Source organism: Cupriavidus neocaledonicus, from assembly GCF_000372525.1.
Lineage (GTDB): Bacteria > Pseudomonadota > Gammaproteobacteria > Burkholderiales > Burkholderiaceae > Cupriavidus > Cupriavidus neocaledonicus.
The window spans coordinates 39,923-59,101 of the sequence record NZ_AQUR01000075.1; the positions used below are offsets into that span (position 1 = coordinate 39,923).

The 19,179-nt window shown below is 68.7% G+C and carries 17 protein-coding genes and 1 tRNA gene; 4 read left to right on the forward strand and 14 right to left on the reverse strand.

The window, feature by feature from the left end; genetic code table 11:
* The first annotated feature begins 27 nt into the window (after positions 1–27).
* Entirely contained in the window at positions 28–1,062 is a 1,035-nt protein-coding gene (locus tag A3AG_RS0104880) for a Bug family tripartite tricarboxylate transporter substrate binding protein (protein ID WP_051073479.1), read from the forward strand.
* An 81-nt stretch (positions 1,063–1,143) separates the two neighbouring features.
* Here A3AG_RS0104880 and A3AG_RS0104885 read toward each other — a convergent pair whose 3' ends face one another.
* From A3AG_RS0104885 to A3AG_RS0104950, 14 genes are all read right to left on the reverse strand, one after another.
* A complete protein-coding gene (locus A3AG_RS0104885; protein WP_018004346.1) occupies positions 1,144–1,938 on the reverse strand; it encodes an ABC transporter ATP-binding protein in 795 nt (264 codons plus the stop codon).
* Between the two features lies 1 nt (position 1,939).
* Positions 1,940–2,836, reverse strand: a complete 897-nt coding sequence (locus A3AG_RS0104890; protein ID WP_018004347.1) for an ABC transporter permease — start codon at positions 2,834–2,836, stop codon at positions 1,940–1,942.
* A 178-nt stretch (positions 2,837–3,014) separates the two neighbouring features.
* On the reverse strand, positions 3,015–3,992 hold the full coding sequence (locus A3AG_RS0104895; protein ID WP_018004348.1) for an ABC transporter substrate-binding protein: 978 nt from the start codon (positions 3,990–3,992) through the stop codon (positions 3,015–3,017).
* A 436-nt stretch (positions 3,993–4,428) separates the two neighbouring features.
* Positions 4,429–5,463 carry a quinone-dependent dihydroorotate dehydrogenase gene (locus A3AG_RS0104900; protein WP_018004349.1) on the reverse strand — a complete coding sequence of 345 codons (1,035 nt, stop codon included), beginning with the start codon at positions 5,461–5,463 and terminating at the stop codon, positions 4,429–4,431.
* A gap of 109 nt (positions 5,464–5,572) precedes the next feature.
* Positions 5,573–6,379, reverse strand: coding sequence for an arginyltransferase (locus tag A3AG_RS0104905; RefSeq protein ID WP_018004350.1), 807 nt, complete (start codon positions 6,377–6,379; stop codon positions 5,573–5,575).
* A 77-nt stretch (positions 6,380–6,456) separates the two neighbouring features.
* Entirely contained in the window at positions 6,457–7,209 is a 753-nt protein-coding gene (gene aat, locus A3AG_RS0104910; protein ID WP_018004351.1) for a leucyl/phenylalanyl-tRNA--protein transferase, read from the reverse strand.
* Positions 7,210–7,249: 40 nt separating this feature from the next.
* Positions 7,250–7,834, reverse strand: coding sequence for an NUDIX hydrolase (locus A3AG_RS0104915; RefSeq protein ID WP_018004352.1), 585 nt, complete (start codon positions 7,832–7,834; stop codon positions 7,250–7,252).
* A 191-nt stretch (positions 7,835–8,025) separates the two neighbouring features.
* Positions 8,026–8,101, reverse strand: a tRNA-Met gene (locus A3AG_RS0104920).
* A gap of 122 nt (positions 8,102–8,223) precedes the next feature.
* On the reverse strand, positions 8,224–8,976 hold the full coding sequence (locus A3AG_RS0104925; protein ID WP_018004353.1) for an RES family NAD+ phosphorylase: 753 nt from the start codon (positions 8,974–8,976) through the stop codon (positions 8,224–8,226).
* Complete coding sequence (locus A3AG_RS0104930) at positions 8,936–9,325, reverse strand: MbcA/ParS/Xre antitoxin family protein (RefSeq protein ID WP_018004354.1); 390 nt, start codon at positions 9,323–9,325, stop codon at positions 8,936–8,938. The genes A3AG_RS0104925 and A3AG_RS0104930 overlap by 41 nt, the downstream gene beginning before the upstream one ends.
* 110 nt (positions 9,326–9,435) lie before the next feature.
* Positions 9,436–10,680, reverse strand: coding sequence for a benzoyl-CoA 2,3-epoxidase subunit BoxA (gene boxA, locus A3AG_RS0104935; RefSeq protein ID WP_018004355.1), 1,245 nt, complete (start codon positions 10,678–10,680; stop codon positions 9,436–9,438).
* Positions 10,681–10,693: 13 nt separating this feature from the next.
* Complete coding sequence (gene boxB / locus A3AG_RS0104940) at positions 10,694–12,118, reverse strand: benzoyl-CoA 2,3-epoxidase subunit BoxB (RefSeq protein WP_018004356.1); 1,425 nt, start codon at positions 12,116–12,118, stop codon at positions 10,694–10,696.
* Positions 12,119–12,147: 29 nt separating this feature from the next.
* The gene (boxC, locus tag A3AG_RS0104945) at positions 12,148–13,845 is read right to left on the reverse strand and encodes a 2,3-epoxybenzoyl-CoA dihydrolase (protein ID WP_018004357.1); all 1,698 of its coding nucleotides are present in this window, start codon (positions 13,843–13,845) and stop codon (positions 12,148–12,150) included.
* Between the two features lie 98 nt (positions 13,846–13,943).
* Positions 13,944–14,891 carry a helix-turn-helix transcriptional regulator gene (locus A3AG_RS0104950; RefSeq protein WP_018004358.1) on the reverse strand — a complete coding sequence of 316 codons (948 nt, stop codon included), beginning with the start codon at positions 14,889–14,891 and terminating at the stop codon, positions 13,944–13,946.
* 282 nt (positions 14,892–15,173) lie between these two features.
* Here A3AG_RS0104950 and A3AG_RS0104955 point away from each other — a divergent pair, with 282 nt between their 5' ends.
* The 3 genes from A3AG_RS0104955 (at position 15,174) to A3AG_RS0104965 (ending at position 18,958) form a co-directional block, all read left to right on the forward strand.
* Entirely contained in the window at positions 15,174–16,781 is a 1,608-nt protein-coding gene (locus A3AG_RS0104955) for a benzoate-CoA ligase family protein (RefSeq protein ID WP_018004359.1), read from the forward strand.
* 34 nt (positions 16,782–16,815) lie between these two features.
* Positions 16,816–17,631 carry an alpha/beta fold hydrolase gene (locus A3AG_RS0104960; RefSeq protein WP_026163950.1) on the forward strand — a complete coding sequence of 272 codons (816 nt, stop codon included), beginning with the start codon at positions 16,816–16,818 and terminating at the stop codon, positions 17,629–17,631.
* 121 nt (positions 17,632–17,752) lie between these two features.
* On the forward strand, positions 17,753–18,958 hold the full coding sequence (locus A3AG_RS0104965) for an ABC transporter substrate-binding protein (RefSeq protein WP_018004361.1): 1,206 nt from the start codon (positions 17,753–17,755) through the stop codon (positions 18,956–18,958).
* Positions 18,959–19,179 lie beyond the last annotated feature (221 nt).

Here is a 19,179-nt window from a genome sequence, read left to right on the forward strand (position 1 = left end):
CTGATCACTGCCAATGGGGGAACCGTCATGAAATCCGCTGTGAATGCCGCTGCAAGGCCTTTATTGCATCCTGATATCCGGCGCCTTGCCGTGCATGGCCTGTTCGCCTGCGCGGCAGCCTGCGCGACATGGCTCGGCGTGGGCTCGGCCCATGCCCAGCCGCCGGCCTATCCCGCAAAGCCGGTACGCCTGATCGTGCCGTTTGCTGCGGGAGGGCCGGCCGACGTGCTGGCACGCGCGGTCGGCGAGGGGCTGGCCAAGGCTACCGGCCAGAGCGTGCTGGTCGAGAACAAGGCCGGCGCCGCCGGCACCATCGGTATCGACATGGTGGCCAAGGCCGCGCCGGACGGCTACACCGTCGCGCTGGTGCCGGTCGGCAATATCGCGGTGAATCCCACGCTGATGCCTAACCTGCCCTACAAGCCGTCCGACCTGGCGCCGGTGGCGATGCTGGCCACCGCCGAGAACGTGCTGGTGGTCAACGCGGCCACGCCGGCCAGGTCGCTGGCGGAACTGCTCAAGCTGGCCGCGCAGAAGCCGGGCGAGCTGAGCTTCGCCTCGCCCGGCGCCGGCAGCCAGGCGCATCTGGCCGGCGAGCTGCTGCAGCTCGATGCCGGCGTCAAGCTGAACCACGTGCCCTACAAGGGCGTAAGCCCGGCCATGACCGATCTGGTCGGCGGGCAGGTGACAATGATGTTTGCGCAGCTGTCGGCGGCGCTGCCCTATATCAAGGCGGGCAAGCTGCGCGCGCTGGGCATGGCCAGCGCCAGGCGCTCGACGGTGCTGCCCGAGCTGCCGACGATTGCCGAGCAGGGCTTCCCCAAGTTCGAAGCGGTGTCGTGGTATGCGTTGATGGTGCCGGCGGGTACGCCGCCCGAGGTCGTGCGCAAGCTCAGCCAGCACGCCGACGCGGTGCTGGCCGATGCCGCGCTGAAGGAGAAGCTGGCGACGCTGGGGATGGACGCGGCGGGCGGCACGCCGCAGCAGCTGGCGGCGACGATCCAGAAGGAAAGCACGCGGTGGGCGGCGGTGATCAAGCAGCGGCGCATCACGATCGACTGAGCATCGGCAACAGCGGGACGCGCCAGCGCCAACCAGCAAAAAAAAAGGGAGCCGAAGCTCCCCTTTTTCTTGCCAGCGCCTTCACCCCAGCAACAGCGCATCATCATCCAGCTGCTCGTGCCGCGTCTGCTCGAACATCTTGAGCAGGTCCGGCACGTCCAGTCCCTTGCGCTTGTCGCCCGACACATCCAGCACCACCTGGCCCTGGTGCAGCATCACCGTGCGCTGGCCGTAGTCGAGCGCCTGGCGCATGCTGTGCGTCACCATCATCGTCGTCAGCTTGCTTTCCTCGACGATGCGCGCGGTCAGTTCCAGCACGAACGCGGCGGTCTTCGGGTCGAGCGCGGCGGTGTGCTCGTCCAGCAGCAGGATGCGCGACGGCTGCAGCGACGCCATCAGCAGGCTGACCGCCTGGCGCTGGCCGCCGGAGAGCAGGCCGATGCGGTCGGTCAGGCGGTTTTCCAGCCCCAGGTTGAGCAGGCGCAGCTTCTCGCGGAACAGCTCGCGCGCGGCGCGGTTCAGCGCCGGGCGGAAGCCGCGGCGGCTGCCGCGCGCCATCGCCAGCGCCATGTTCTCCTCGATCGTCAGCGCTTCGCAGGTGCCGGCCATGGGATCCTGGAACACGCGTGCCACCAGGTGGGCGCGGTCCCAGGCGGGCTTGCGCGTGACATCGGTGTCATCGATGGTGATGCGGCCCGAGTCGACCATCTGGTCGCCGCTGATCGCATTCAGGAAGGTCGACTTGCCGGCGCCGTTGGAGCCGATCACGGCCACGAACTGGCCGCTCGGGATTTCCAGGCTGAGGCCGCGCAGCGCGCGGGTCTCGATCGGGGTGCCCGGATTGAAGGTGAGCTTCAGGTCTTGTGCGCGCAGCATCTCAGGCACCTCCGTTCTTGCGGGCAAACAGCTTCTTGCGCGTCGCCGGCAGCACCAGCGCGATCGTCACCAGCGCGGCGGTGACCAGGTTCAGGTCCTGCGCCTTGAGGCCGATGAAGTCGCTGTTCAGCGCCAGCGCGATGAAGAAGCGGTACAGGATGGCGCCCAGCACCACCGCCAGCGTGGTCCAGATCAGCCGGCGTGCCGGCAGGATGGTCTCGCCGATGATCACCGCGGCCAGGCCGATCACGATGGTGCCGATGCCCATCGAGATATCGGAGCCGCCCTGGGTCTGCGCGAACAGCGCGCCGGCGAGCGCCACCAGCGCGTTGGACAGGGCCATGCCGGCCAGCGTGGCGCGGCCGGTGGCAATGCCCTGGGCGCGGGCCATGCGCGGGTTGGCGCCGGTGGCGCGCATCGCCAGGCCCAGCTGCGAGCTGAAGAACCAGTCCAGGCCGACCTTGGCCACCACCACCACCACGAACAGCACCAGCGGGCGCAGCACGTAGTCGGGCAGCCACTCCGGCTGCAGCACGGTGAACAGCGTGGGTTCGGTGATCAGCGGCACGTTGGGGCGGCCCATGATGCGCAGGTTGACCGAGTACAGCGCGATCATCATCAGGATACTGGCAAGCAGGTCCATGATCTTGAGGCGCACGTTGAGCCAGCCGGTAATCCAGCCGGCCAGCGCGCCGGCGGCGATGGCCACCACGGTCGCCAGGAACGGGTCCTGGCCGGCGGCGATCAGCGTCGCGGCTACGGCGCCGCCCAGCGGGAAGCTGCCGTCGACGGTCAGGTCGGGAAAGTTGAGGATGCGGAAGGAAATCAGCACCCCGAGCGCCACCAGGCTGAAGATCAGGCCGATCTCCAGGGCGCCCAGAAGGGAAAAGAGGGACATTGGGGGAATCCTGTTGCGGGGTCCGGCGTCTGCCTTGGCGCCGGTTTCGGGGCGGTGCGCCCGGCTCGCCCGGGTGGGGCCGCCGGCCGCCTCGCCCTGGTCGGGCCGGCCGCGCCGGGTAGGCCTGGCCGGCGCATCCGCCGCCTTGCGGCGGCGGCATGGCAGGGCGTGGCTGGGCTTACTTGATGACCGTCTTGGCTTCCTTGACCAGCTCCGGGGACAGCGTCACGCCTTGCTTGGCGGCCGCGCCGGTGTTGACGAACAGTTCCAGGTTGTCGCTGGTCTGCGAGGCGATCGTGCCCGGCTTCTCGCCCTTCAGGATGCGCACCACCACCTTGCCGGTCTGGTGGCCCAGGTCGCCGTAGTTGACGCCCAGTGCCGCCACCGCACCGCGCTTGACGCTGTCGGTATCGGCCGCGACCAGCGGGATCTTCGATTCGTTGGCCACCTTGACCAGGGCCTCGTACGCCGACACCACGTTGTTGTCGGTGTTGGTGTAGATCACGTCGACCTTGCCGATCAGGCTCTTGGCGGCCGGCCCGATGTCGACGGTGCGCGGCGCGGCGGCTTCCTTGAGCGTCAGGCCTTCCTTGGCCAGCAGCGCGCTCAGTTCCTTGACCACCACCACCGAGTTGGCTTCACCGGGGTTGTAAACCATGCCCACGGTCTTGGCCTTGGGCACCACGCGCTTGATCAGGGCCACCTGCTTGTCCAGCGGCAGCTTGTCCGACACGCCGGTGACGTTGGTGCCCGACGCCGACCAGCTCTTGACCAGCTGCGCGGCGACCGGATCGGTCACGCCCGAGTACACCACCGGCACCGTCTTGGTGGCGGCGACCACGGCCTGCGCCGACGGCGTGGCGATGGCAACGATGGCGTTGGGGTTGTCGCCGACGAACTTGCGGGCGATCTGCGCGGCGGTGCCGGTGTTGCCCTGCGCGCTCTGGTATTCCCACTTCAGGCTCTTGTCGGCGTCATAGCCGGCCGCCTTCAGTTCTGCGCGCACGCCGTCGCGGATGGCGTCCAGCGCGGGATGGTCGACGATCGACAGCACCTTGACGGTCTGGGCCTGCACGGCGCCGCCGTACAGCAGTGCCAGCGCCACGGCGCCGCCCAGGATGGACTTGGATGCTGCGAGACCCTTGGTGGACTTCATTATGTGTGCTCCCCCGAAACTCGGTTCTGGATTGGATACGGCCGCGGATGGTTCGGTCCGCCGTCCTGGCGCGCGCGCCGGCTGGCGCACGGTGCCGGTCCGGGCGGGCGCGGCGGCTTCCTGCGGCGGGAGGAAGCGGGCGCGGACGCGTCGGATGCGACAGCGATAAGCCTGCGAGGATACCACTTCCCGCGCACGAAATGGACAGTCATCATGCGGAAGTGGGGCATCCGATGCTGTCAGATGCCCGCTATCCGCCATCGAGGCGCATTTAATTGCGCGGGAACCGGGATTTGCTTGTGGATTACCCTGATTGCGGCGGCCGCATCTTCATGCCGTTGCGCGCCACCGGGGCGCCGGGTTTTTCCTCGCCCCGGTCGATGCGGGTGGCGCATCGGCCGGGCGGGCGCCAGGGGCCGTTGGCGGCCCGACAGGCTTAGCGGCGCAGCGCCGTGGCGCACTCGCGCACCAGCGCCGGGCCGCGATAGATCAGGCCGCTGTAGAGCTGCACCAGTTGGGCGCCGGCGTCGGTCTTGGCGCGCGCGTCGGCGCCGCCGAAGATGCCGCCCACGCCGATGATCGGCACCGCGTCGCCGACCACGCCGTGCAGCGCACGCACCACGCGGGTCGAGGCTTCGAACACCGGGCGCCCGGACAGGCCGCCGGCCTCGTCGGCATGCGGCAGGCCCTTGACCGCGTCGCGCGAGATGGTGGTGTTGGTGGCGATCACGCCGTCGATCTTGTGGCGCACCAGTGCATCGCCGATATTGCCGATCTGGTCGGCGTCGAGATCCGGCGCGATCTTCAGCGCCAGCGGCACATAGCGCTTGTGCTGGTCGGCCAGGCGCTGCTGCGCGGCCTTCAGCGTCGACAGCAGGCTGTCGAGCTCGCTCGCGCCCTGCAGCTGGCGCAGGTTCTTGGTGTTGGGCGAGGAGATATTGACCGTCACATAGCTGGCGTGCGGATAGACGCGCTCCAGGCAGTACAGGTAGTCGTCGTTGGCGCGCTCGATCGGGGTATCGGCGTTCTTGCCGATATTCAGCCCCAGCACGCCGCCTTCGGCCTTCCAGCGCGACGCCTGCACATTGGCGACGAAGGCATCGACGCCGCCGTTGTTGAAGCCCATGCGGTTGATCAGCGCATCGGCCTGCGGCAGCCGGAACATGCGCGGGCGCGGGTTGCCCGGCTGCGCGCGCGGCGTGACCGTGCCCACCTCGATAAAGCCGAAGCCGAGCGCGGCGAGGCCGTCGATATAGGCGCCGTCCTTGTCCAGCCCCGCGGCCAGGCCGACCGGGTTGGGGAAGCGCACCCCCATGACCGTGCGCGGATCGTCGGCGATGCGGTTGCCGATGCAGCTGCCCAGGCCCATGCGGTGGGCGCGCAGCAGGTTGTTCAGCGTGAAATGATGGGCGTCCTCGGCATCCATCGAGAACAGGGCGGGGCGAAACAGGGGGTAGAGCGCGTTGAGCACGTGGGCAGGCGGCCGGCGGGGCGGCGCGGAAGTCGGGACCAGGGCGGCATTGTAGCGGCTGGCCCGCCCGCGAGGGCGGCCTCGGGGGGCGGGCCGCGGCCGGGCCAGGCTAGGGCTGCGTCGCGGGCGGCACCGGCGCGGCGGCTTCCTCGGTGCCGGCGGCCCCGGCGGCGACGTCCTCGAACGCATGCCAGTGGTTGCCGGTCAGCACCTGCAGCGGCCGGAAGCGCGCCTTGTACGCCATCTTGCGGCTGTCGGCGATCCAGTAGCCCAGGTACAGGTGCGGCAGGCCCAGCGCATGGGTCTGGCGGATCTGCCACAGGATGTTGTAGGTGCCGTAGCTGGCGTTGTGCTCGAGCGGGTCGTAGAAGGTGTAGACCGACGACAGCCCGTCGTCGAGCACGTCGATCATGCTGACCATGCGCAGGCGCCCGGCCTCGGGCGAGCCGGGCGGATCGCGGAACTCGACCAGGCGCGAGTTGACCCGGCTCTGCAGCAGGAACTGCTCGTACTGGTCGCGGCTGTCCTGGTCCATGCCGCCGCCGGCGTGGCGCATCGACTGGTACAGCAGGTACAGCGAATAGTGCTCTTCGACGTAGGTCAGCGGCGCTACCAGCGCCTGCAGGTGCTGGTGGCGGTTCCACGCGCGGCGCTGCGAGCGGTCCGGCGTGAACTGGTCGACCTGCACGCGGCACGGCGTGCAGGCGTGGCAATCGTCGCAATACGGCCGGTAGGTGAAGATGCCGCTGCGGCGGAAGCCCGCGCGCACCAGGCGCGAGTAGACGTCGGCATTGATCAGGTGCGCCGGCGTGGCCACCTGGGAGCGCGCCATGCGCCCGTCGAGATAGCTGCAAGCGTAGGGCGCCGTGGCATAGAACTGCAGCGCGGACAGCGGTAGTTCCTTCAGCTTGCTCATGACTCAGGGGGCTCCGGGCGGGACGGCGCGGTTTGCACGGTGGTCCGCAGCGTCAGCGTCGGCACCCGTGCCGGGATTCAGCCTGCCGGCGCGGCGGGTGTCCCGGCCCAGCGCTCCAGCACCGATTTGTCGAACCGCCACGGACTGATCGCCGGCTGTGCCGTTGCCGCGCGCACATGGGCCACGAAATCGGCGCGGGGGATGGGGCGCGCACCCAGCGAGGCCAGGTGGTCGGTTTCCTGCTGGCAGTCTATCATCGCCACGCCGTGGTTGCCGAGGAACGCGCACAGCGCCGCCAGCGCGATCTTGGACGCGTCGGTGCGGTGCGCAAACATCGATTCGCCAAAGAACATCCGCCCCAGCGCCACGCCATACAGGCCGCCGACGCGCTCGCCGCGGTACCAGCTTTCGACCGAGTGGGCCAGGCCGTTGCGGTGCAGGGTGCCGTATGCTGCGACGATGGCGTCGGTGATCCAGGTGCCGTCCTGGCCTTCGCGCGGGGTGGTGGCGCAGGCGCGCATCACCGCCACGAAATCATGGTCGACGCGGATTTCCCAGTCGGCATCGCGCAGCACGCGCCGCAGCGCCTTGCGCAGGTTGGCCGAGACCCGCAGCGCCGGCGGCGCCAGCACCATACGCGGATCGGTGCTCCACCACAGCACCGGCTGGCCGCTCGAATACCACGGGAAGATGCCCTGGCGATACGCCAGCAGCAACCGCTGCGGCGACAGCTCGCGGCTGGCGGCCAGCAGCCCGGGCGCCTCGGAATCAGGCCCGAGCGCGTGCTCCACCGGGGGAAACGGATCTTGCGGGTCCAGCCAGGCGATCATGCGGGCTGCGCCGGAGGGCGGTACGCGGCAGGCCCGCCGCTCAGGGGGTGACCGTGGCCCGGCTGGTCAGCGGGCGCATGGGCTTGTCGATGTCCAGGCTGTGCAGCCGGAAGCTGCCATCCTGCAGCCGGCCGGCGGCGCGGTCGGCAAAGAAGCAGCGCAGGGTATGGATCACGGTGGGGAAGGCCAGTTCATCCCAGGGCACATCGGCCTCGGCCACTAGCTTCACTTCCAGGCTTTCCTCGCCGGGCGCGACGTCCAGGTCGTCAAGCGTGGCCAGGTAGAACAGGTGCACCTGGTGCACATGCGGCACGTTCAGGATCGAGAACAGCTCGCCCACCTGCACGCGCGCGCCGGCTTCTTCCAGCGTTTCGCGCGAGGCGGCCTGGGCGGTGGTCTCGCCGATCTCCATGAAGCCCGCCGGCAGGGTCCAGAAGCCGTAGCGGGGCTCGATCGCGCGCTTGCACAGCAGGATCTTGTCTTCCCAGACCGGGATGGTGCCGACCACGTTGCGGGGATTGACGTAGTGGATGGTGCCGCAGTTGTCGCAAACACTGCGCGGGCGGTTGTCGCCGTCAGGCACGCGCAATACGACCGCATGACCACAGTTCGAGCAGAATTTCATGAGGGGCGTCCGGGAGAATGGCGAAAGTGTATCACCCCCGCGAAGCGCTCCGGCGGGCCGTAGGAGTGCTGGTGCACCATGCACCGGCAGTGTCGCAGTTGCCGCGATGCCGGCTGGCGACCCAAAACAAAAAACCCGCCAAGGGCGGGTTTGTCTGCGGTGACGGCATCACAGACGTGCGTCTGTGCGGTTGGTTGCGGGGGCAGGACTTGAACCTGCGACCTTCGGGTTATGAGCCCGACGAGCTGCCAACTGCTCCACCCCGCGTCCGTCGAAGAAAAGATTATATGGCATCTGGTTGCGCAATGCAACACCTGTTTAACAAAACCTGCCGGCGATGCGCATTGCCGCTTGCCATAACGATTAGATTGCCGCGGCGGGGCAGAGGTTCAGCGCGCCTCGGGGGTATCGCTTGTGCGCTGCCACAGTGCGGCCTCGAACTCGAAGCTGTCGCGCTGCTGCAGGTCGTCGCGTTGCCACATTACGCGGTCGCGGCGCACGGTCAGCATCCAGGTGGTGGTGGCGAGCGGCGTCGGGTGCGAGAACGCGCGCGGCGTCAGCACCGCGCCGCAGGCGCCATGCTGCGGGTCGCGCACCGAGGTGTAGCGGATCATGCCGAGGCCGGCTTCGCGCGCGATGCGGCCGAACGCCTGGCAGGGCTGGTGGTTGTCCGGATCGGTCCAGGCGGCACGGTCCCGGTCGAACGGCGGCTGGTCCAGCGCCACGCCGGAGGTCTCGACGCGCACTTCGAACAGCGTCTGCGCGCGCGCGTCGATGCGGGGCAGCGCCGGGCTGTCGTTGAGGAAGCGCCAGCGCCAGTAGCCCAGCTCGGCGCAGGCGGTGCGGATCTCGTTGGCGCCATAGAACACGCCCGGGTCCTGACTGGCGCGGAAGCGCGAGCCCCACGGCGAGGGCGGGTAGCGGAACGGGGTGAACAGCAGGTAGTGCAGATGCCGTGCCTCGACCGGCACGGCCGGTTTGCCGGCGTCGAGCACCGCTTCCAGGACCGCCTGTTCCTCGAGGCTGTCGACCAGCGGCATGGTGGAGACCACATGCTGGGCTTCCACCGCCCGCCACAGTGTGAGCGCGAACTGCCGGCGCTCAGATGCGACCGCGGGTGGCGTCCAGGTAGTGAACGACACGGACCAGGCCTTCGGTGGTGCGGATCAGCTCGAGCGGCTTGCCGCCCAGCGCGAGGTTGTCGTGGGTGAGCCAGAGCCGGGCCTGGTCACCATGGCCGAGGATGGCGTCGAGCGAGCGGAACAGGCGCACGAACAGCACGCCGAACTCCCATTCCTTGCGGTGCGCGTCGAGCACATAGCCGCCCGACGCCATGCGCGAGACCGAGGCGGTGCTGATGCCCAGCACGCTTGCCACCATGGCCTGGCTGATGCCCAGGAAGCCCGCGGCGCGCATGACCGCCTTGGTCAGCGTGGTGCCGGGGTCGGGGCCGCCGGCGGGATCGGTTTCCGGAATCCGCCTGGATTGCATCGCCTATGCTCCTGTTTCTTCAGAAAGATTATAGCCGATGAATTTCAGAAAGGAAGGGGCAGCGAACAGATTCAAGCCGGAGACGCGGCACCAGTGTCGCCGGGACGCGGTTAATAGGTTTCGATATGCAGCCGTCCTTCAGCCTTCATGGTGGTTTCCAGCGCCTTCCAGTTAAGACCGGCGCCGGCGCAGACCGTTTCAAATGCCGCCAGCACGCCTTCCTCCATGCCCTTCAGGCCGCAGATATAGACATGGCCGTTGGCGTCGCCGAGCAGCGCCGCGACGCTGCCCGCGGCCTCGCGGATCGCGTCCTGGACGTAGCGGCGCGGCGTGGCCGGGTCGCGCGAGAAGGCGAAGTGGATGTCGAGGAAGTCCCTGGGCAGCTTCAGCAGCGGGCCGAAGTAGGGCAGCTCGGCGGCATTGCGCGCGCCGAAGAACAGCAGCCGGCGTCCGCTGAATTGCGCCAGGTTGCGGCGCATGCGCTCGGTCATGGCGCGCATCGGTGCCGACCCCGTGCCGGTGCAGACCATCATCACGCTGGCCTCGGCGTGGTTGGGCATCAGGAAGGTCGAGCCGAACGGGCCCACCACCTGCACCGTGTCGCCCTTGGCCAGGTCGCACAGGTAGTTGGACGCCACGCCGCGCACCGGCTTGCCGTCGTGGTCCTGTTCGACCCGCTTGACCGTCAGCGCCAGGTTGTTATAACCCGGGCGCTCGCCGTCGCGCGGGCTGGCGACGGAATACATGCGGATGTAGTGGGGCTTGCCCGCGGCATCGGTGCCGGGTGGCAGGATGCCGATCGACTGGCCTTCCAGGATCGGGAAGAAGTGAGTGCCGAGATCCAGCACGATATGGTGGATGTCGCTCGAGGCATCCACGGCGGTGAGCCGGTAGTTGCCCGCCACGGTGGCGGTCACGGGGGCGCGCACGCCGTGCAGGTTGACATAGGGATGGGCAGCCGACCACGGCGCGCGCGGCGAGGTATGGCGGCTGGTCTCGACCGCCTGGATCGCGGCGTCGTCGGCGGCGGTGGTGTCGCTGCCGGCGGTGGCCGGCGCCGCCTGGTCGGCGCTGTCCAGCTCCGGCAGCGGCACCTCGGCCGGCAGCTCGTCCCACAGCAGCTGCGCCTCGATCGGGTAGGCCTGGCCGCGCAGCATGGTGCGCCAGTTGTCGATGGCGCCGGTCGGGCACGGCGACAGGCAGGCGTTGCAGCCGTTGCACACGTCGGCCCGCACCACATAGTTGCGGTCGTCATGGGTGATGGCGTCGATCGGGCAGGTGTCTTCGCAGGTGTTGCAGCGAATGCAGATTTCCGGATCGATCAGGTGCTGCTTGATGATATCGGGGGCGCCCATGGCATGTCTGGTTTCAGTTGAAGCGCACATACGCGAAATCCAGCGGCTGGCGGTTGATGCCCACCGCCGGCGGCGCGATCCAGTTGGCGTACTTGCCGGGCTCGGTGACGCGGCCCATCAGCGAGGCGACGAAGGCGCGGTCTTCGTCCGTCGCCAGCCAGTCGCGCTCGTTGGCCTTCCATTCGGCTTGCGCGATCAGCCTGCCGTCGGGCGAGACATGGACGTTGGCGAGCGTGCCGATCCTGCGGTTGAAGGCCTTGTGCGGCACCGTCAGCCGGAACGCGATGCCGGCCTTTTCGATGACCTTGTTCCAGCGCGCCACGCCGCCCATGCTGTCCTTGATGTAGTCGTCGCGCAGCACTTCGTTGAGCGCGTTGAGCATCGGCACCTCGCGCTCGCCGAGGCGGCCGTCGCGCACTTCGAGCACGCGGTAGACCTCGCCCTTGAGCAGATGATCGTCGGCGCGCTTGCCTTCCTCGAAGCGTCCCTTCAGGCCCGCGCTGTAGAAAGTGGCCGCGTTCGACGACTGGTCGGCGCCGAACAGGTCGATGGTGACGCTGTAGTGGAAATTCAGGTAGCGCTGGATGGTCGGCAGGTCGATCACGCCGGCGGCGCGCACCTCGGCCGGGTCTTCGATGCCGCGCTCGCGCATGACCTCGCAGGTGCGCTGGATCACGCGCGAGACGCCCGATTCGCCGACGAACATGTGGTGCGCTTCCTCGGTCAGCATGAAGCGCGTGGTGCGTGCCAGCGGATCGAAGCCGGACTCGGCCAGCGCGCACAGCTGGAACTTGCCGTCGCGATCGGTGAAGTAGGTGAACATGAAGAACGACAGCCAGTCCGGCGTGCGTTCGTTGAAGGCGCCGAGGATGCGCGGGTTGTCCTGGTCGCCCGAGCGGCGCTCCAGCAGCGCCTCGGCTTCCTCGCGGCCGTCGCGGCCGAAATAGCGGTGCAGCAGGTACACCATCGCCCACAGGTGGCGGCCTTCCTCGACGTTGACCTGGAACAGGTTGCGCAGGTCGTACAGGCTGGGCGCGGTCAGCCCGAGGTGGCGCTGCTGCTCGACCGAGGCGGGCTCGGTGTCGCCCTGGGTCACGATGATGCGGCGCAGGTTGGCGCGGTGCTCGCCCGGCACCTCCTGCCACGCGGCTTCGCCCTTGTGCTCGCCGAAGTGGATGCGGCGCTCGGGGTCGGCCGGCTGCAGGAAGATGCCCCAGCGGTAGTCGGGCATGCGGACGTGGTCGAAATGCGCCCAGCCGGCGGGATCGACCGACACCGCGGTGCGCAGGTACACCTCGAAGTCGTGCGAGCCGTCGGGCCCCATGTCGCGCCACCAGTCGAGGAAGGCCGGCTGCCAGTGCTCCAGCGCGCGCTGCAGCGCACGGTCGTCGGACAGGTTGACGTTGTTGGGGATCTTCTGGCTGTAGTCGATGCTCACGTCCTGGTCTCCTGTGTCTTGCGGGCGCGCTAGACGCGATCCCAGTCGAAGCGGGCCTTGTTGCCGCTGCCGAAGACCTTCAGCGCGCCGTGCTCGCCGACCGCGTTGGGGCGCTGGAAGATCCAGTTCTGCCAGGCGCTGAGCCGGCCGAAGATGCGGGTCTCCATGGTCTCGGCGCCGCCGAAGCGCAGGTTGGCTTCCATCCCGGTCAGCGCATCCGGCGACAGGCTGGCGCGTTCTTCCAGCGCGATGCGGATCTCGTCTTCCCAGTCGATATCGTCCGGCGCCGCGGTGATCAGTCCGAGCGAATCGGCGCTGAGCGCGTCCAGCGGCGCGCCGATGTGGTCGCGCACCGGGCCCAGCGCGGCCTCGTCGCCGTAGAAGCGCGCGGCCAGCCGGGTCTGGCCGTTGGGCATGGGGTAGTGGCCGAAGTTGAGCGGCGAGACGAACACGCGCGGCGCGTCGTCGGGCGCGTCGGGCAGGTGCAGCATGTAGCTGCGGTCGGCGGCCAGCGCCAGTTCCAGCAGCGTGCCGGCAAAGCAGGAGTCGGGCTCGATCAGCGCAATCAGGCTGCGCGACGACACCTCCAGCCGCGCCAGCGTGCGGCGCAGCATGCCCACGGCCTCGCGCACGAACCAGTGGCCGGCGTGCGCCTGCAGCAGGGCATCGGCGGCCATCACCGCGGCCGGGTCGCCATCGGTCTTCAGCACCCAGATGCCGAGGTCGAGATGGTTGGTGCGCAGCGTCAGGATGGCGTCGTCGAGTTCGCGCGCCATCTTCAGCGGCCACCATTGCGCGCCCGCGGCGACCACCCCGGCCAGGTCGGCGGGCTGGTGCTTGTCCGGGCCGAACACGGTCAGCGTGGCCTTGCGCGCGGCGGCATCGATGTGCACGCGCACGGTCTCGTAGCGATAGCCGTCAGGCTCGACGGTGCGCGACAGCGGCGTCAGGGTGACGCCGTGGTGGCCTTGCGGACGGTCGCTGGTGGCCGCCAGCGCCGCGGCGCGCTCGGCCACGTAGTCGGCGAAGCGCGCCGGCTTGACCACCTCGTCGACCAGCTTCCAGTCTTTGGCGCGCTGGCCGCGCACGCCTTCGGTGGTGGTGCAGAAGATGTCGGCGTGGTCGCGGCGCACATGACGCTTGTCGGTCACGCGCGTGAGGCCGCCAGTGCCGGGCAACACCCCCAGCAACGGCACTTCCGGCAGGCTCACCGCCGACGAGCGGTCGTCGACCAGCACGATCTCGTCGCACGCCAGCGCCAGCTCATAGCCGCCGCCGGCGGTGGTGCCGTTGCAGGCGGCGATGAACTTCAGCCCCGAGTGCCGGCTGGCGTCCTCGATGGCATTGCGGGTCTCGTTGGTGAACTTGCAGAAGTTGACCTTCCACGCGTGCGACGACTGCCCCAGCATGAAGATGTTGGCGCCCGAGCAGAAGACCCGCTCGCGCGCGCTGGTGAGCACCACGGTGCGGACCTCGGGGTGCTCGAAGCGGATGCGCTGCAGCGCGTCGTGCAGTTCGATGTCGACACCGAGATCGTAGGAATTGAGCTTGAGCGCATAGCCTGGACGCAGGCCGCCTTCTTCATCGACATCCAGCGCCAGCGTGGCGACGGGGCCATTGAAGCTCAGCTTCCAGTGGCGGTACTGGTCGGGATGGCGCTCGAACGTGACCGGCGCGGGCGCGTCTGCCTGGCCGGGGTGGTGCGGGGCGATTGCCGGCGTGGACATGGCTGTCTCCTGAGTGCACTATCGTGCCTTGCGGCTTTTGATGAAATATAGTGCATGGAGACTGGCGGTGCAACGTCTTTGTCGGCGCGCTCCGGGGCTCAGGCGCCCGCGGCCTGCAGCCGGGCGCGCAGTTGCTGCAGCGAGGTGGCTGCGTCCTGGCCGCTGGTGTCGATCGAGAGGTCGGCGCGGTCATACAGCGGCGCGCGCGCTTCGAGGATGCGGCGCAGGTCGGCCATGGCCTCGCGGTTGCCTTCCATCGGCCGCATGTCGCCCTGCGCCACCACGCGCGCCATGTGCTCTTCGGGCGAGGTGCGCACCCAGATGGTGTAGCACTGCGCCAGCAGCAGGTTGAAGGTGGCCGGTTCCGACACCAGGCTGCCGGGGGTGGCCAGCACCATGCGGTCGTGTTCGCGCAGGGTCCGCTCCAGCGCGCGCATTTCGTAGCGGCGGTAGGCGGCCTGTCCGTACAGCGAGTGGATTTCGGACAAACTGGCGCCCGCTTCCTGCTCGATCACGGCATTCAGCTCGACGAAGGGCACGTCGCGCACCGCCGCGAGTGCGCGCCCGAGCGTCGATTTGCCGGCGCCGCGCAGGCCGATCAGCGCGATGCGGCGATGGCGCGCATCGCCCGCCTGCTCTGGCGCCAGCGCATGGCGGCAGGCTTCGCGCACGCGCGCGAGGTCGCTGGCGGGCAGCTGCGCCAGCCACTGCACCATCTGCGCGAACTCCGACGCCTGCTGGTCGTTGAGGGTGTCCACCTCGGCCAGCACCACCGGCAGCGGCACGTCGAGCGCGCGCGCCACCTGCCGCAGCAGCAGCACCGAGGCGTTGCCGGTGCCGGTTTCCAGGTTGGCCAGGTAGCGTTCGGACACGGCCGCGCCGCGCGCCAGGTCCTTGCGCGACATGCCGCGCGAGGCGCGCAGCGAACGGATGCGCTCGCCCAGCCGGGTCAGGTAGGGGTCGCGTTCGGCGTTGGCAGCGGTTGCGGCAGGGGTGTCGGCCTCGGCGGCGCTGGCGGCGGGCAGCGGTGCGGAATCGCGGCGCATGGTGTCGGTCGGGGTTGGTGCGGCCAAAGGAGGCATGGGAAAAAGCAGGGGCGCATTATACGTTCAGCACGGTCGCGCCAAGTGGTGCCGGAGGCGGCTGCAACCGCGAACCCTGTCCTATAGTGCATTCCCTTGGTTGCATAATAGTTGATGTGAAATAAAATGCATCAACAAGCGGATCCCGGCTGCAACCCGGCCGGTTCCCCTCACAGCGACTGGCCCGGCGCCGGCGCGCGCCCGCGCAGTGGCGGGCCGCGGCGCGCGACCCCGAGGAGTGCAGACATGACGCCCCCGACCTTTGCCGCGGCCGGCAGCGCCGCTGCCATTGCGGCGCTGCCGTCACGCTATAACGCCGCCGACGACCTGCTGTCGCGCAACCTCGCGGCCGGCCGTGGCGGCAAGACCGCTTATCGCGATGACACCACCGCGCTGACCTACGCCGAACTCGACGACCGGGCCCGCCGCTTCGCCGGCGCGCTGCGCGCGGCCGGCTTGCGCCAGGAAGAGCGCTTGTTGCTGTGCGCGCTGGATACGGTCGATTTTCCGCTGGTGTTTCTCGGCTGCCTGCTGGCGGGCGTGGTGCCGGTGGCCGTCAACACCCTGCTGACCGCCGACGACTACGCCTACATGCTGGAACACAGCGGCGCGCGGGCGGTGGTGGTGTCCGAGCCGCTGCTGCCGGTGATGCAGGCCGCGATCGACAAGAGCGGGCTGTCGCCCATCGTGATCCAGGCCGCGCCGCACGCCGGCACCGCGCCGTCCTGCAGCGTCGGCGCGATGCTGGCGCGCACGCGCACAGCGGCGCCGGCTGCGAACACCGGTCCCGACGACATGGCGTTCTGGCTGTACTCGTCCGGGTCGACCGGCCGGCCCAAGGGCACCGTGCATACCCACGCAAACCTGTTCCATACCGCCGACCTCTATGCGCGGCAAGTGCTGGGCATCCGCGCGGACGACGTGGTCTTCTCCGCCGCCAAGCTGTTCTTCGCCTACGGGCTGGGCAACGCGCTGACCTTCCCGATGTCGGTCGGCGCCACGACCGTGCTGATGGCCGAGCGGCCCACGCCCGCCGCGGTGTTCAAACGCCTGCGCGAGCACAGGCCGACGGTATTCTGCGGCGTGCCGACGCTGTTCGCCGGCATGCTGGCCGCACCCGAGCTGCCGCCGCGCGCGCAGGTGGCCCTGCGCATATGCACCTCGGCCGGCGAGGCGCTGCCGCGCGATATCGGCGAACGCTTCCTGGCGCATTTCGGCTGCGACATCCTCGACGGCATTGGCTCCACCGAGATGCTGCATATCTTCCTGTCGAACCGGCCGGGCGCAGTGCGCTACGGCACCACCGGGGTGCCGGTCCCCGGCTACGAAATCAGGCTGCTCGACGAGCAGGGGCAGCCGTGCGCGGCGGGCGAGATCGGCGAGCTCTACATCAAGGGCCCGAGCGCCGCGCTGATGTACTGGTGCAACCGCGACAAGAGCCGCGAGACCTTTGTCGGCGCCTGGACCCGCAGCGGCGACAAGTACCTGTGCGATGCCGACGGCTACTACACCTACGCCGGGCGCAGCGACGACATGCTCAAGGTCGGCGGCATCTACGTCTCGCCGTTCGAGGTCGAGGCCGCGCTGGCACAGCATCCGGCCGTGCTCGAAGCCGCGGTAATCGGCGTGACCGATGCCGACCAGCTGGTCAAGCCCAAGGCCTTCGTGGTGCTGCGCCCCGGACAGCAATGGCACGACGGCATGGCGGCGGAACTGCAGGCCTTCATCAAGTCGCGGCTGGCGCCGTACAAGTATCCGCGCCAGATCGAATGCGTGCCGGAACTGCCCAAGACCGCGACCGGCAAGATCCAGCGTTTCCGCCTGCGCCAGCGCGAGCAGGCCGCGCGCAGCTGAATTCCTCTAACCGATGCAACCAGACAAGGTGTCCATGCCCAGCAGCCTGGTCGAGATCCCGTTCGACAACCGCCGTATCCAGATCGAGTACCAGTGGCTGCGCCCGGAACGCGCGCAGCGCCCGCTGGTGGTGTTCCTGCACGAGGGCCTGGGCTCGGTCAGCATGTGGCGCGACTTTCCGCTGGACTTCTGCACGGCCGGCGATTACCGCGGGCTGGTGTTTTCCCGCTACGGCTACGGCCGCTCGACGCCGCGGCCGCACGACGAGAAGTGGCGCCCCGATTTCATGCACCGGCAGGCGCGCGAGGCGCTGCCCGCGCTGTTCGATGCGCTCGATATCGGACCCGGACGCGCGCACGGCATGCCCTGGCTGCTTGGCCACAGCGACGGCGGTTCGATCGCGCTGATCCACGCCGCCAGCTTTCCGCAAGCCGTGGCGGGCCTCACCGTGCTGGCGCCGCATATCGTGGTCGAAGACCTGTCGGTGCGCAGCATCGCGGCGACGCGCCAGGCTTATCTGGAAACCGACCTGCGCGAGCGGCTGGCGCGCCACCACGCCGACGTCGATTCTGCGTTCTGGGGCTGGAACGATATCTGGCTCGACCCGGAATTCCGCCACTGGGACCTGCGGCCGCTGCTGTCCGGCATCCAATGCCCGGTGCTGGCGGTGCAGGGCGAGGACGACGAGTACGGCACCATGGCGCAGATCGAGGGTATCCATCGATATGCCCCCCAGGCCACCTTGCTTAAACTCGCGCGATGCGGACATTCGCCCCATCGCGACCAAAAAGATCCGTTGACGCTGGCCGCGGTTCGGCATATAAACGCATATACTTCAAACCTAAAATAATTCGGCTTCCCGTCGATTGCGCAGGGGTTCCCGGTGCCAGATGCGCCGGCGGCCCGTGGCAAGGGCAGGGGTGACCGGCAACGGTCCAGCGAGCCAACCGGCTTGACCACCAGGAGACACCATGCGTCGCTTCCCATCGCGCAGGCTTGCGCCTGCCTGCCTTGCCGCCGCCACCGTCTTTGCCATGGCCGGCGCTTCCGCGCAGACTGCGGCCCCTGCGGCAGGCGCCCCCGCCGGCGGCAAGATCAAGGTCGGTTTCATGCTGCCGTACACCGGCACCTATGCCGCGCTGGGCAACGCCATCGAGAACGGCTTCCGCATGTACGTGCAGCAGCAGGGCGGCAGGCTGGGCGGGCGCGAGATCGAATACTTCAAGGTCGACGACGAGTCCGATCCGGCCAAGGCGCCGGAGAATGCCACCAAGCTGGTCAAGCGCGACCAGGTCGACGTGGTGGTCGGCACGGTGCATTCGGGCGTGCAGATGGGCATCGTCAAGGTGGCCAAGGAAAACAACACGCTGCTGATCATCCCCAACGCAGGCGTCGACGAGGCCACCGGGCCGCTGTGCGGGCCCAACATCTTCCGCACCTCGTTCTCGAACTGGCAGCCGGGCTATGCGATGGGCCAGGTGCTGGGCGAGCGCGGCCTGAAGAAGGTGGTGACGCTGACCTGGAAATACGCCGCCGGCGAGCAGTCGGTCAAGGGCTTCAAGGAAGCGTTCGAGGCCAAGGGCGGCAAGGTGGTGAAGGAGCTGAGCCTGCCGTTCCCCAATGTCGAGTTCCAGGCGCTGATTACGGAAGTGGCGTCGCTCAAGCCCGATGCCGTGTTCGTGTTCTTTGCCGGCGGCGGCGCGGTCAAGTTCGTCAAGGACTGGGCCGCGGCCGGGCTGAAGGACAAGATCCCGCTGTATGGTTCGGGCTTCCTGACCGACGGCACGCTCGAGGCACAGGGCAACGCCGCGCAGGGGCTGGAAACCACGCTGCATTACGCCGACGGCCTGACCAACGCGCGCGACAAGAATTTCCGCCTGGACTATGCCAAGACCTACAAGCTGCAGCCCGACGTGTACGCGGTGCAGGGCTACGACGCCGCGCAGCTGCTGGCGGCCGGCGCCACCGCGGTGAAGGGCGACATGACGCGCAAGGCCGATCTGTACAAGGCCATGGGCGGCGCCAGGATCGACAGCCCGCGCGGGACCTTCACGCTGTCCAAGGCGCACAACCCGGTGCAGGACTTCTACCTGCGCAAGGTGGACGGGCGCGAGAACAAGGTCAGTTCGGTGGCGGTGAAGGCGCTGGCCGATCCGGCGCGCGGGTGCAGGCTGTAAGCGTTTCCATTCCCGCTTGTTTGCTCCCCTCTCCCGCCTGCGGGAGAGGGGCAGGGGGTGAGGGCAGGCCGGTCAAAGGCTGAGCGCGCAGATCTATAGAACCACTGGCCCCGCTTGACGTGGTTCCTGGCTAAACCACCCCTCACCCCGACCCTCTCCCCATGAGGGGAGAGGGAGAACACCTTGCCGTGGCAAGTTCGGGCGGCTTTGGCGCACCCGAA